Source organism: Dokdonella sp. (assembly GCF_051958935.1).
GTDB lineage: Bacteria > Pseudomonadota > Gammaproteobacteria > Xanthomonadales > Rhodanobacteraceae > Dokdonella_A.
This window is the reverse complement of the sequence record NZ_JBQCFP010000127.1, coordinates 18,168-31,650: the sequence shown is the minus strand read 5'-3', so window position 1 is coordinate 31,650 and position 13,483 is coordinate 18,168. Positions and strand designations below refer to the sequence as shown.

Below are 13,483 nucleotides of genomic sequence, written 5' to 3'. Positions count from 1 at the left end.
CCATGACTCCGGCGCCACGGCGCGCGTCGAAGCGCGCGGTGACTCAGCGGGCTGTGAACATGCGCATGATGCGGCGGAAGAACCCCTGCTTCGGCGGATGCGCGGCGGTTTGCGCGCCACTGGCCGCGGCTGCGGCATGGGGATGCGGCTTGCGCTCGACGACGCGCTGCGCCTGCGGGCCACCGCGCTGGGCCGGCTGGCCGGCACGTTCAGTGCGCGACGCGGATGGTGCGCCGCGCTGGCCGCCCTGCGGGGTTGCAGCGGCCTCGCCACCCTCGCGGTGCTTGTTGCGGCCGCGACCCCCGCGACGGCGGCGCTTGCGCGGTGCATCGCCGTCGAGCGCCGCGGTAGCCGCGGGCGTCGCCGGCGCCGCCGACGCTGCGGGCGTCGTGGCGGCTGCGGGATCGGGTGCGACGGCCGGTTTCGCGGCGCCGCGATCGCGACGGCCACGCCCGCCTTCTCCGGTGCGTGCGGCCCCGCCACTGCGACCACCCTCGCCGCTGCGCGGGCGTTCGCCGCGATGCTCGCGCGAACCGCCGCGCTCGTCGCGCGCGCGCGGTCCGCGCGACGGCTTGCCGCTCTTCGGCGGCGGTCCGGCGGTGTTGCGCGCGTCGTCTGCCGCTTCGTCTTCGGCGCTCAGCGCCGGCGGCATCGAGCCATCCGCGCGCGCGCGCGGCGGCGGCGCGACGAGCAGCTCGGGCGTGATCGGCGCGGTCGGGATCTTCTGCTCGATGTAACGCTCGATGTCCGGCAGGCTCATCGCGTACAGGTCGCAGGCGAAGCTGATCGCGTCGCCCTCGGCGCCGAGGCGCGCGGTGCGGCCGATGCGATGGACGTAGTCCTCGGCGTCGTGCGGAAGGTCGTAGTTGAACACGTGCGAGACGTCGGGGATGTGCAGGCCGCGCGCGGCGACGTCGGTCGCGACGAGGATCTCGATCTCGCCCTTCTGGAAGCGGCCGAGCAGGCGCTCGCGCTTGGCCTGCGGCACGTCGCCCGAGAGCGTGGCGACGGTGAAGCCGTGCCGTTCGAGCGAGCGCGTGATCTTCTCCGCCGCGATCTTCGTGTTGACGAAGACGATGCTGCGGTGCGCGTCGATGCGCGACAGCAGGTTGATCAGCAGCGGCTGCTTCTCTTCCTTGGCCGGGAAGTAGACGAGCTGGCGCACGCGGTCGGCGGTGACGTTGTCGGCCTCGACCGTGAGTTTCTCCGGCTCGTTCATGTGGTCATAGGCTAGTTCGAGCACGCGATGGCTCAGGGTCGCCGAGAACAGCATGCTCTGGCGCTGCTCGCGCGGCGGCATGCGGCGGAACAGGAAACGGATGTCCTTGATGAAGCCGAGATCGAACATGCGGTCGGCCTCGTCGAGCACGACCGCCTCGATCGCGTTGAACGAGAACACGTGCTGCTTGAGGTAGTCGATCAGGCGGCCGGGCGTGGCGATGATGAGGTCGCAGCCGGCCTTGAGCAGGTCGCGCTGCTTGTCGTAGTCGACGCCGCCGTAGATGAGCGCCGAACGCAGGCCGGTGTCGCGGCCGATGTTGCGGAAGTCCTTGTCGATCTGGATCGCCAGCTCGCGCGTCGGCGCGATGATGATCGCGCGCGGGTCGGTGAGCTTGCGGTCGGCGACCGCAGGCTTGGTGAGCAGGCGATTCAGCACGGCGACGAGGAAGGCGCCGGTCTTGCCGGTGCCGGTCTGCGCCTGGCCGGCGACGTCGCGCCCGGCGAGTGCGAGCGGCAGGGTCAACGCCTGGATCGGCGTGCAACGCGTGAAGCCGGCGGCATGCAGGCCGGACAGCAGGGTCGGATGAAGGTCGAAGCTTTCGAAAGTGATGTCGGTTATAGGGTGCTGGGACATGGGTGGGATCACTAGGATGGCGATGAGGCGCCCCCTGCGATTCCCGCACCCCTAGGGCGCGATGGATCCTGCTGGAGCGCCGGCTGGACGCGGCGCACGGGCGGCCGGATGGCGGCGCTGGCCCGCTATTGCAATGGCGCGGCGGCGTCCCCAACTTGCGCCAGTCGACCGTTTGGGCTCAAATGGGTCGTGCTTCCGCACCCCCTTCGCAAGTCCCGTCTGCACCGACGCAACCGCATGAGTGTAGCGGAACCCCGCCCGACGCGCTCGATCGGCTTGCCGGCCGGTCGGAATACATCCGCCGAAGCGGTCCCGGGCGCAGCGGCGCCCCCGCCAATCCCTTGTTTTTTGGAGTAATCCCGTGAGCGAACACATTGCACACGTGAGCGATGACCAGTTCGAGGACCAGGTCCTCAAGTCCAGCGAGCCCGTGCTCGTCGATTTCTGGGCCGAGTGGTGCGGTCCGTGCAAGATGATCGCTCCGATCCTCGACGACCTCGCGGCGAGCTACCAGGGCAAGCTCAAGGTCGCCAAGATCAACGTCGACCACAACCAGAAAACCCCGCGCAACTACAACGTGCGCGGCATCCCGACCCTGATGATCTTCCGCGACGGCAAGGTGCAGGCGACGCAGATCGGCGCCGTGAGCAAGACCCAGCTCGCGCAGATCATCGACAAGGCGATTGCCTGAAACGGGCCGGGAATGGGGAATAGGGAATGGAGAATGGTCCGCCGCCCACTGGCGAGTCCGGTTCGATGAACCGGTTCCAGGCCATTCCCTATTCCCCATTCTCCATTCCCGATTCCCGGCCCTGACGCTTTACGCCCGCAAATCGCGGTGCTAACGTAAACCCAGCGCCCGGAGCACCACGCTGCTCCGCCCGCTTCTCCTTCGATCTCCTTCCCTCCCAGCTTTGCAACGGCGCCCAGCGAGGATTGCCCGTGTCCGAAAACGAAACGAATTATAGCGGCCAGGGTGCCGCCGCCGAAGGCCGTCCCGAGCCCCGGCAGCGCGGCCCGCGTGGCCAGCAGCAGCAACAGCCGCAACAGCAGGATGCAGCGCCGGCAAATGCCGAAGCGCGCACCCCGAACAACGACCAGGCCGGCGGCGAAGGTGCCGAAGGCAACCCGAACGCGGGCGGCGGGCAGAATGCCGGCGGCCAGCAGAACCAGGGTGGACAAGGCGGTCGCCGCGGCCGGCGCGACCGGCGCAACCGCCATGGCGGCGGTGGCGGCAATCCGCAACCCAACCGCAGCGGCATGTACGACGACGAGGAATTCGACGAGTCGAAGAACGGCGGCGGCAACGGTCCGCTGATCGACCTCAACGACTTGAAGCGCAAGACCGCGGCCGAACTGCTCGCGTTCGCCGAGAGCCTCGGCATCCAGGAAGGCGTGGCGCGTGCGCGCAAGCAGGACATCGTCTTCCTCGTGCTCAAGGCGCATGCGCGCGCCGGCGGCGGCATCTACGGCGAAGGCGTGCTCGAGATCCTGCAGGACGGCTTCGGCTTCCTGCGCGGCTTCGATGCGAGCTACCTCGCCGGCCCCGACGACATCTACGTCAGCCCGAGCCAGATCCGCCGCTTCAACCTGCGCACCGGCGACTACATCACCGGCCGCATCCGACCGCCGAAGGAAGGCGAGCGCTACTTCGCCCTGCTCAAGGTCGACCACATCAACGGCGAGCCGCCGGAGGCGTCGAAGAACAAGGTCCTGTTCGAGAACCTGACGCCGCTGTTCCCGCGCAAGGCGTTCCACCTCGAACGCGGCAACGGCTCGTCCGAAGACATCACCGGCCGCATCCTCGACCTCGTCGCGCCGATCGGCAAGGGCCAGCGCGGCCTCATCGTCTCGCAGCCCAAGGCGGGCAAGACGATGATGCTGCAGAACGTCGCGCAGGCGATCGTGCACAACCATCCGGAAGCGCACCTGATCATCCTGCTCATCGACGAGCGTCCGGAGGAAGTCACCGAGATGCAGCGCGGCGTGCGCGCCGAGATCGTCGCATCGACGTTCGACGAACCGGCCGTGCGCCACGTGCAGGTCGCCGAGATGGTGATCGAGCGCGCCAAGCGCCTGGTCGAGCACAAGAAGGACGTGGTGATCCTGCTCGATTCGATCACCCGCCTCGCGCGCGCCTACAACACCGTCGTGCCGTCGTCCGGCAAGGTGCTCACGGGTGGCGTCGACGCCAATGCGCTGCAGCGCCCGAAGCGCTTCTTCGGCGCCGCGCGCAACGTCGAGGAAGGCGGCTCGCTGACGATCATCGCGACCGCGCTGATCGACACCGGCTCGAAGATGGACGAGGTCATCTACGAAGAGTTCAAGGGCACCGGCAACATGGAAGTGCACCTGAACCGCCGCATCGCCGAGAAGCGCGTCTATCCCGCGATCGACATCAACCGCTCCGGCACGCGCCGCGAGGAACTGCTGATCGACCCGGACCAGCTGCAGAAGATCTGGATCCTGCGCAAGCTCCTGCATCCGATGGACGAGCTCGCCGCAATGGAGTTCATGCTCGACAAGATGAAGAACACGAAGACCAACGACGAGTTCTTCGGCGCGATGAAGCGCGGCTGACGAGGCCGGCGGTCACGCACGGAAAAGCCGGCGCGATGCCGGCTTTTTTTTTCGTCGCTCGAGGAGCGGTGAGAGGAAACAGGCGCACGGCAACCAGGCACGGGCACGGCGGAAAGCTGACGTCATCCCCGAAAGCGGGAACGACGACCCGCGGGGCGAAGACGCTGGGTGCCGGCTTTCGCCGGGACGACGATCCGTAGTTTTTCGACGACGCGTGTGCCCGCGGCGCGGCGCCGGCGGTCAATCTACGCTGCCGAGGTCGTCCGTTTCGACGCTCCAGCCGTTCTCGCCCTTCGCCATGAGCACGCGGCCGGCCCGCTTGATCTCGTCGCGGTCGACGCCTTCGACGCGCAGCACCGCGAGGTCCCCGCGCTGCATCGCGGAGACGATCTTCACCGACACCGGCTTGCCGTCGCGCAGGTCCTTGAGGCCCTGCTTGGCCTGCTGCTCGTCGTCCTCGGGCAGTTGCCAGCGTGCGGATTCGCCGAGCATCCTGCGCAGCGCGGGCACGTCGCCCTTGGCGAGTGCGGCGAGGTACGCGCTGTAGGCGCGTCCGGGTTCGCCGCCATCGGCGCCGAGCTTCGTGCCCGGGCTCGGTGCGGTCACGTCGGCGGCGAACGGCATGTCGAAGTCGTAGGTTTTGCCGAAGAAGTCGTCGGGGGTCGTCATCGCCCAGCGGCCCTCGATCCGGCCCGGCGTGCGCTTGCCGAGCGTGAATTCGCCCGAGCCGGACATGTTGAACGATTCGCTCGGCCCTTCGTGCGAGAAGTACAGGCCGCATTCCTTGCCTTCGGGCGTGACGCAGATGCGCACGAAGCCGCCCGGCGTGTTGCCCGTTTGCCGGTTGACTTCGCTACCGGGATCGAACGCGTCGGCGACCTTCTGGGCATCGAGCGGGGCCGTGGTGAGGAACACGTAGGTGCTGGGCGAACCGCGGCGTTCCTCGTGCGCGAACGCGTACGCATGCTTCGTCTCCATGCGGATCTTGTCGTACCGGAAGTACGGCTTGCCCGAGCCGGCAGCGGCCGCGCCGGCGCTCGCGCCGGACACGGCGAGCAACAGGGAAAGGGAAATCAGGCGGATGTTCATGGCTGGCGCTCCCCGGCGCCACGGAAGGGGCGCCTGATAGCTGTAACGGAAAACGGCGCGCCATCGAACACGCAAACGGGCTGGCTGAAGGTCGGAGCCGCGCCGCACGCCCGGCATCGCGCCGCTAGGGACTGCGACGCGTCGGTACCCAGCGCGCGAGCGCCTCGCGCGTGCGCTCGCGGCCGAGCGCGATGAGCTCCTCGGCGCGCTGGAACTCGTAGAACGCGCACGCGTTGCGGGGGATCGTGATGAGGAGGTCGGGCGGCTGCGACGCGAGCTTTAGGCGCGTGATCGTCTCCTGCACGACATCGAGCGAACGCGCGAACAGTTCGAGGGTCCCTGGCTCGCGCTCGACCGGGCGCGGCTCGCGCTTGCCCATGACCGACTCGACGAACTCCGCGATGCGGCGCCGGTACGTGAGGTCGATCGGTGCCGGCTTGTCGCCGCCCGGCTGCATTTCCGGCGTCGCCTGGCCCGCCGCTCCGCGATCGGCTTCCACGCTTGGGGAAGCGCCCGGGCGTGTGGCAGGCAACGGCTCGGAGGCCGCGTTCACGTCGACCGCGATCGTCGCGTCGGTCGCATCGCGCAACGTCGGCGACACCGGCAACGGATTGAGCAGGCCGCCATCGACGAGCAGGCGTCCCCGGTAGCGGTGCGGGCGGAAGATCGTCGGGATCGCGATCGACGCGCGGATCGCATCGAACAGCGGCCCGCGCGAAAACCAGACCTCGCGCTGCACGTCCAGGTCGACCGCGACGGCGGTGTACGGGATCGGCAGATCCTCGATCTCGGCGTCGCCGATGAGCTCGCGCAGCACGCCGATGATGCGATCGCCCTTGATGAAGCCGCCGCCGAACAGGGTCCAGTCGAGCAGGCGCAGTACGTCGAGTCGCTGCAGCGGACGCACCCACTCGCTGAACACGCCGAGCTTGCCGGTCGCGTAGATGCCGCCGACGAGCGCACCCATCGAGCTGCCCGCGATCGAGCGGATCGAAAAGCCCTGCGCCTCGAGCTCTTCGATGACGCCGATATGCGCATAGCCGCGTGCGCCGCCCGAACCGAGCACGAGCGAGATCGGCACGCCATTGGGCGCATCGCCCGCGGGCGGCGGCAATGCCGTCGGTTCGCCGCTCATTGGAGGTGGCCTGCATAGGCGCCGAGCGCGAGCTGCAGCAGGATCTTCATCTCCTCGCGCAGGCTCACCGGTGCGACCACCTCGGCGTCGGGACCGTACTTGAGCACGTCCATGAGCAGTTCGCGCGAGTTCGAGTACGGCACGCGCAACTCGTAGCGTCCGTCCGGCAGGCGCTCGCCCTGCTGCTGAGAATGCCAGTGTTCGTCGGCGACCCAGCGCGCCGCGTGCGAGGAGAAGCGGATCGTCGCCCATGCCTTCGGCGCACCCGAGAAGATGCCATAGCTGGAGGCGAGGTGCGCATCGAGCTCACCCGCCTCGCGGTCGAGCGCGGCTTCTTCGAGCGGCTGCGGGTCACGGATGCGATCGAGCGCGAAGCTGCGCAGCGCGTCACGGCTGTGATCCCACGCGTCGAGGTACCAGTTGTCGCGGTAGTGCGCGAGTCGCTGCGGCGACACGATGCGCTCGGTGGCCGCGTCGGTCGAACGCGCGCGATAGCCGAACTTGAGCCGCTTGCGGTTGAGCAGCGCGCTGGCGACGCCGCGGAACACCGCCTGGTCGAGCCGGCGCGAGCCGCTCGTGAGCACGCGGATGCGCTCGACCGGCAGGCTGCGCCCGCTCGCCTGGTCCGACAGCAGGCGTTCGATGCGCGCACGGAACGGCGCGAGCGCGCCGGCGAGCACGCCGGGGTCGCTGCGGCCGAGCAGCTCGTTCAGCGCGAGCAGCGCAGCGAGTTCCTCGCTGGTCAGCCACAGGCCGGGCAGCTCGAAGCGCTCGGCCTCGTCGGCGGCGTAGCGGAAGGTCGATTCGTCCTCGCCGTATTCGATCGGTGCCCCGAGTGCGTCGCGCAGGAACGCGATGTCGCGGTAGAGCGTCGCGCGCGAGCAATGCACCTCGTCCTTGAGGCGCGCGAAGGATACGGGGTAGCGCGCGGACTTGAGGATCCGATGCAGGGTCAGGATGCGTTCGTAGCGGTCCATGGCGTGCGTTCTGAATGGAATGCGCGGCGTACAGCCGCGGCGATCGGCGAAGGATCGCATACGTTGCCGTGGCGTGGGCGGCGGTGCGTTGGCCGTGCGGGTTTGTCGGGCAGCGTTCGGTAGCGTTGCAGATGCGTGCGTCGTTGGCGGAGATGGGAGGCTTCGGCGGGACTCGCCGCTGCGCGGCTCGACCCGCCCTACCCGCTGCGCGGCTCGACCCGCCCTACCGGGGCGGGGCGCCGCGCGGACGCATCCGCTACCATCGCAGGATGCCGCACGCCCACCTGAACCTGCACGAGCCGACCGGCGACGCGGTCGAGACGACGACCTGCTACATGTGCGCATGCCGCTGCGGCATCCGCGTGCACCTCAAGGACGGCCGCGTCCGCTACATCGACGGCAACCCGCGCCATCCGGTGAATCGTGGCGTCATCTGCGCGAAGGGTTCGGCCGGCATCATGCAGCACTACTCGCCGGCGCGGTTGTCCAAGCCGCTGCTGCGCGTGGGCGCACGCGGCGCGCGCGAGTTCCGCGAGATCGAATGGGACGAAGCGCTCGCCCTCGCGACGAAGTGGCTCGGCGACATCCGCGCGCGCAACCCGGACGAACTCGCGTTCTTCACCGGGCGCGACCAGTCGCAGGCGCTGACCGGCTGGTGGGCGCAGCAGTTCGGCACGATCAACTATGCCGCGCACGGCGGCTTCTGCTCGGTCAACATGGCCGCCGCAGGCATGTACACGTTCGGCGGCAGCTTCTGGGAATTCGGCGAGCCCGACTGGGAGCTCACGAAGTACCTCATGCTCTGGGGCGTCGCCGAGGACCACGATTCCAATCCGATCAAGCTCGGCCTCGGCAAGCTCAAGGCGCGCGGCGCGAAGATCGTCGCGATCAATCCGGTGCGCACCGGCTACGGCGCGATCGCCGACGAATGGGTGCCGATCAACCCCGGCACCGACGGCCTTCTCGCCGGCGCGCTCATCCACGAGCTGCTGCACGCCGATCGCATCGACCTCGATTACCTCGTGCGCTACACCAATGCGCACCATCTGGTGATCCGCGCGCCGGGCGCGGCCGATGACGGCATGATCGCGCGCGACGCGGAAGGCCGCGCGCTGTGCGCGGCGCGCACGAACCGTCGTCCCGGCGAAAGCCGGCACCCGGCGTCTGCCGGCGGCACGAGGGGCGAGGAGCTGGATCCCGGCTTTCGCCCGGAAGACGACCATGGAGGCGCCCGCAGGCCCGGCTATCTCGTCGTCGACGCGGCGCGCATCGACATCTCGCCGCTCGTCATTGGCGAGTACGCGCTCGCCGACGGGCGCATCGCCGTGCCCGCGTTCCAGCTCTTCGCCGAACGCTACATGGCGGACGGGTACGCGCCGGATGCGGTTGCGACGACGTGCGGCGTCGATGCGTCGACGATCCGCCGCCTCGCGCGCGAACTCGCCGAGGTCGCGTTCGAACGGGCGATTCGCCTGCCGCAGCGATGGACCGACGCATGGGGCCGCGAACACGAGGAGATGATCGGCCGGCCCGTCGCAATGCACGCGATGCGCGGCATCAGCGCGCACGCGAACGGCTTCCATACCTGCCGCGCGCTGCACCTCCTGCAGATGATCCTCGGCGCAATCGACACGCCCGGAAGCTTCCGCTACCAGCCGCCCTATCCCAAACCCGCGCCGCCGCCGAACCGCCCGGGCAAGGCGCGCAAGGACAACGGCGCGCTCGATGCGGGCCCGCTCGGCTACGTGCACACGCCCGACGACCTCGTCGTCGATGCGCACGGCGAGCCGCGCCGCATCGACAAGGCGTTCTCCTGGCAGCACCCGTTCGCCGCGCACGGCATGCTGCAGAACGTGATCGCGAACGCGTGCGCGGGCGACCCGTATCGCATCGACACGCTGTTCCTGTTCATGGCGAACATGGGCTGGAACTCGGCGATGAACACGAGCGCGACGCGTGCGATGCTCTGCGAGCGCGACCCGGCGAGCGGCGAATACCGCATTCCGCACGTGATCTACGCCGACGCGTACGACTCGGAAACCGTCGCGTTCGCCGACCTCGTGCTGCCCGACACGACCTACCTCGAACGGCACGACTGCATCAGCCTGCTCGACCGGCCGATCTCCGACGCCGACGGCGCGAGCGACGCGATCCGCCAGCCGGTCGTGCGACCCGATCGCGACGTGCGACCCTTCCAGGACGTGCTCCTCGACCTCGGCGCACGCCTTGGCCTGCCCGGCCTCGTCGACGAGACCGGTGCACCGAAGTATCCGCGCGGCTATGCGCAGTACATGGTCGAACACGAGCGCGCGCCCGGCGTCGGCCTGCTCGCCGGCTGGCGCGGCACCGACGGCGCGCACGACGGCGTGGGCGCACCGAACCCCGGCCAGCTCGCGCGCTACATCGAGCACGGCTGCCACTGGCACCGCGCAGTGCCCGACGCCGGCCGCTACTACAAGATGGCGAACCGCGATTACCTCGAGTGGGCGAAGTCGCTCGCGTTCGTTGGTTCGACCCAGCCGATCGTGCTGCAGTTCTACGCCGAGACGCTGCAACGCTTCCGCCTCGCCGCACGCGGCCACGGCGCGATGCAGCCACCCGATCACGAACGCGCGCGCGTGGAGCGCTATTTCGACCCGCTGCCATTCCACTACTCGTCCCTTCCGCCGCTTGCGGGGGAAGCTGCCGAAGGCGGATGGGGGGAAGGGCCGTCGCAAGCCTGCCCTCACCCCGACCCTCTCCCGCAACCGGGAGAGGGGGATCTGCACTATCCGCTCGCTGCCATCACCCAGCGCCCGATGTTCATGTACCACGCCTGGGGATCGCAGAACCGCTGGCTGCGGCAGATCGCGACGCGCAATTACCTCTACATGAACCCGCGTACCGCGGCCGAGCATGGCGTCGCCGACGGCGACTGGGTCTGGCTCGCCGCGCCACGCGGGCGCATCCGCGTGCAGGCGCGCACGCACGCGGGCACCGCGCCGGGCACGGTGTGGACCTGGAACGCGATCGGCAAGCACAAGGGCGCCTGGAAGCTCGCGGCGGACGCGCCGGAGAACGTCGACGGCTTCCTGCTCAACCACCTCATCGACGAGTCGCTGCGTGACCGGGGCGGTCGCGCGCGCTACGCGAACGCCGATCCCGTGACAGGCCAGGCGGCGTGGTTCGACCTGCGCGTGCGCATCGAACGCGATCCCGAGCCGCGGCGGCACGGTCATCGCATCGAACTTGCGGGGAGCGCCGCATGAGCGGCCCCGCATGGACGACGCTCGCGATCGTGGTCGGCGCGATCGCGCTGTTCGCGAGCGAGAAGGTGCGCATCGACCTCGTCGCGCTGATCGTGCTCGTGCTGCTCGTCGTGCTCGGCCTCGTCACGCCCGACGAAGCGCTCGCCGGCTTCAGCAACGAGGCGACCGTGACCGTCGCCGCGATGTTCGCGCTGAGCCTCGGCATCGAGCGCTCGGGCGCGCTGGAGCCGCTCGGGCGCCTGCTCGCACGCGTGCGCAAGCCGTGGCTGCTCACGCTCGCGCTCATGCTCGCGATCGCGCCGATGGGCGCGTTCGTGAAGAACATCGCGCTCGTCGCGACGTTCCTGCCGCTCGCGCTGCGCGTGTGTGCGCGCACGAAGACGCCGCCCGGGCGCGTGCTGCTGCCGATGGCGTACGCGGCGCAGATGGGCGGCGTGTGCACCCTGATCGGCACCTCGTCGAACCTGCTCGCCGACAGCCTCGCGCAGAAGCACGGGTTGCCGCCGTTCGGCGTGTTCGAGTTCACGCGCATGGGCGTACTGCTCGCCCTCGTCGGCATCGCCTACCTCATGGTCATCGGCCGCTGGCTGCTGCCGCGACACATCCCGGCCGAGGGCGCCGGTGAAACCGAACTCGGCAAGTACGTGACCGAGCTGCGCGTGCGCGAGGGTTCGCCGCTGGTCGGCCAGACGATCGCCGAGGCAACGCTCGGCGAGACCTACGGGGTCTACCCGCTCGAGCTGCTGCGCGGTGAGCAGCACCTGTGGTCGCCGCGCGAGCAGCGGCTCGAGCCGGGCGATGTGCTGCTCGTGCGCGGCGACTGGGAGAAGATCGAAGACCTGCGCACGCGCGCGCAGCTCGACATAGACCCGGAGAACCGCTACGGCCCCGAGCACGGCCGCACGCGCGTGCTGATCGAGGCCATGGTCAAACCGGACGGCGCGATCGAACACCATTCGCTCGGCGAGGTCGACGTCTCGCGTGAGTACGACGCCATCGCGCTGGCCATCCGCCGGCGCGGCGAGGTGCTGCGCGAGTCGCTCAAGGACGTGCGGCTCGCCGGTGGCGACGTGCTGCTCCTGCTCGTCGGCGAGAAGTCGGTCGCTGCGGTGCGCAGCGACGAGCGCTTCGTCGTGCTCAGCGAGCGCGACGACGTGCGCCGCACGCCGCGCCGCGCGATCGCCGCAATCGCGATCATGGCCATGGTCGTCGCGCTCTCGGGACTGCATGCGCTGCCGATCCCCGTCGCGGCGATCGCCGGCGCGGTCGCGATGGCGATCGCCGGCTGCTATGGCACGCGCGACCTCTACGCCGGCATCGACTGGAAGATCATCGTGCTGCTCGCGGCGATCCTGCCGCTCGGCACCGCGATCGAGAGCAGCGGCCTGTCGAGGGCGCTCGTCGACGGCGGCATGCAGCTGATCGGCTCCCACGGTCCACTCGGCGCGCTGCTGATGGTGTACCTGCTCACCGCGCTGCTGACCGAACTCATGGGGCACAACCCGTCGGTCGTGCTCATGGTCGGCATCGCGGTGTCGATCGCGCATGCGGTGCACGCCGACGCGCGACCGTTCATCGTCGCGGTCGCCTTCGCCGCGGCGACCTCGTTCGCGACGCCGGTCGGCTACCCGACCAACACGATGGTCTACTATGCGGGCGGCTACCGCTTCACCGACTTCATGAAGGTCGGGCTCCCGCTGATCGCGGTGTTCTGCGCGCTTTCGATGTTCCTCATTCCGTTGTTCTGGCCCCTGCAACCATGACCACCCTGCCGCCGCCGGCTGCGAAGAAGCTCGGCCTCGTGATCGATCTCGACACCTGCGTCGGCTGCCACGCCTGCGCGGTCGCGTGCAAGGAATGGAACGACGGTGGCCAGTTCGGCTCGCTGCCGGACGAGGATCCGTACGGTGCGCATCCGCACGGCGTCTGGTTCAACCGCGTGCACAGTTATGCGATCGAGGGGCCGGGATTGGTGATGCGCGAACGGGGATTGGAGAAGGCAGGCGAGGCCGCGCCTTCGTCTTCTTCTTTTGCCAATCCCGAATCGCCCATCCCGACTCCCGGCCTCACCGTCCACTTCCCCCGTTCGTGCCTGCACTGCGAGACGCCCGCATGCGTGACCGTGTGCCCGACCGGCGCGAGTTACAAGCGCGCCGAAGACGGCATCGTGCTCGTCGATGCCGACAAGTGCATCGGCTGCCAGCTCTGCGCGTGGGCGTGCCCGTACGGCGCGCGCGAGTTCAGCATGGAGCGCGGCACGATGCAGAAATGCACGCTGTGCGTGGATCGCATCTACAACGAGACGCTGGACGAAGCGGATCGCCAGCCCGCCTGCGTGATGGCATGCCCGATGCGTGCGCGCCATTTCGGCGACCTCGGCGATCCACAGTCGCCGGTGTCGAAGCTCGTCGCCGAGCGCGACGGTTACGCGCTCATGCCCGAATACGACTACCGGCCCGTCAACCGCTACCTGCCGCCGCGCCCGCGTCGCAACGGCTGCGCGGATGTCGCAGCGAAGGCCGCGCCGACGGAAACGCTCGACGCCGCGCGACTGCCCAGCGTGCTGCGCTGGCTCGACCGCGTACTGACGCGCTGAGAC

General features: G+C 69.3%; 9 protein-coding genes. 5 read left to right on the top strand and 4 right to left on the bottom strand.

The window, feature by feature from the left end; genetic code table 11:
- Positions 1-43: 43 nt before the first annotated feature.
- Positions 44-1,855, bottom strand: a complete 1,812-nt coding sequence (gene rhlB / locus ACTHK2_RS12135) for an ATP-dependent RNA helicase RhlB (RefSeq protein WP_440245976.1) — start codon at positions 1,853-1,855, stop codon at positions 44-46.
- 361 nt (positions 1,856-2,216) lie between these two features.
- On the opposite strand from rhlB, the gene trxA reads away from it, so the two are divergent.
- Both trxA and rho read left to right on the top strand, forming a co-directional pair.
- A complete protein-coding gene (gene trxA / locus ACTHK2_RS12130) occupies positions 2,217-2,546 on the top strand; it encodes a thioredoxin TrxA (RefSeq protein WP_440245975.1) in 330 nt (109 codons plus the stop codon).
- A 251-nt stretch (positions 2,547-2,797) separates the two neighbouring features.
- Complete coding sequence (gene rho, locus ACTHK2_RS12125) at positions 2,798-4,435, top strand: transcription termination factor Rho (RefSeq protein WP_440245974.1); 1,638 nt, start codon at positions 2,798-2,800, stop codon at positions 4,433-4,435.
- 240 nt (positions 4,436-4,675) lie between these two features.
- Here the strand turns inward: rho and ACTHK2_RS12120 are convergent, their stop codons facing one another.
- The 3 genes from ACTHK2_RS12120 to ACTHK2_RS12110 form a co-directional block, all read right to left on the bottom strand.
- Positions 4,676-5,524 carry a hypothetical protein gene (locus ACTHK2_RS12120; protein WP_440245973.1) on the bottom strand — a complete coding sequence of 283 codons (849 nt, stop codon included), beginning with the start codon at positions 5,522-5,524 and terminating at the stop codon, positions 4,676-4,678.
- A gap of 124 nt (positions 5,525-5,648) precedes the next feature.
- Positions 5,649-6,659, bottom strand: a complete 1,011-nt coding sequence (locus tag ACTHK2_RS12115) for a patatin-like phospholipase family protein (protein WP_440245972.1) — start codon at positions 6,657-6,659, stop codon at positions 5,649-5,651.
- Complete coding sequence (locus ACTHK2_RS12110; protein WP_440245971.1) at positions 6,656-7,636, bottom strand: helix-turn-helix transcriptional regulator; 981 nt, start codon at positions 7,634-7,636, stop codon at positions 6,656-6,658. Before ACTHK2_RS12110 ends, ACTHK2_RS12115 begins: the two co-directional genes overlap by 4 nt.
- Before the next feature lie 269 nt (positions 7,637-7,905).
- On the opposite strand from ACTHK2_RS12110, the gene ACTHK2_RS12105 reads away from it, so the two are divergent.
- From ACTHK2_RS12105 to ACTHK2_RS12095, 3 genes are read left to right on the top strand one after another with little or no spacing between them, the layout of a single operon-like run.
- Positions 7,906-10,884, top strand: coding sequence for a molybdopterin oxidoreductase family protein (locus ACTHK2_RS12105; RefSeq protein WP_440245970.1), 2,979 nt, complete (start codon positions 7,906-7,908; stop codon positions 10,882-10,884).
- Positions 10,797-12,647, top strand: coding sequence for an SLC13 family permease (locus tag ACTHK2_RS12100; RefSeq protein ID WP_440245969.1), 1,851 nt, complete (start codon positions 10,797-10,799; stop codon positions 12,645-12,647). Before ACTHK2_RS12105 ends, ACTHK2_RS12100 begins: the two co-directional genes overlap by 88 nt.
- A complete protein-coding gene (locus tag ACTHK2_RS12095) occupies positions 12,644-13,480 on the top strand; it encodes a 4Fe-4S dicluster domain-containing protein (RefSeq protein ID WP_440245968.1) in 837 nt (278 codons plus the stop codon). Before ACTHK2_RS12100 ends, ACTHK2_RS12095 begins: the two co-directional genes overlap by 4 nt.
- The last annotated feature ends 3 nt before the right edge of the window (positions 13,481-13,483 follow it).

Excerpts from the sequence above, each read along its gene's own strand:
- rhlB (WP_440245976.1), bottom strand. The coding sequence starts at position 1,855 with ATGTCCCAGCACCCTATAACCGACATCACTTTCGAAAGCTTCGACCTT.
- ACTHK2_RS12120 (WP_440245973.1), bottom strand. The coding sequence starts at position 5,524 with ATGAACATCCGCCTGATTTCCCTTTCCCTGTTGCTCGCCGTGTCCGGC.
- ACTHK2_RS12115 (WP_440245972.1), bottom strand. The coding sequence starts at position 6,659 with ATGAGCGGCGAACCGACGGCATTGCCGCCGCCCGCGGGCGATGCGCCC.
- ACTHK2_RS12110 (WP_440245971.1), bottom strand. The coding sequence starts at position 7,636 with ATGGACCGCTACGAACGCATCCTGACCCTGCATCGGATCCTCAAGTCC.
- ACTHK2_RS12105 (WP_440245970.1), top strand. The coding sequence starts at position 7,906 with ATGCCGCACGCCCACCTGAACCTGCACGAGCCGACCGGCGACGCGGTC.
- ACTHK2_RS12095 (WP_440245968.1), top strand. The coding sequence starts at position 12,644 with ATGACCACCCTGCCGCCGCCGGCTGCGAAGAAGCTCGGCCTCGTGATC.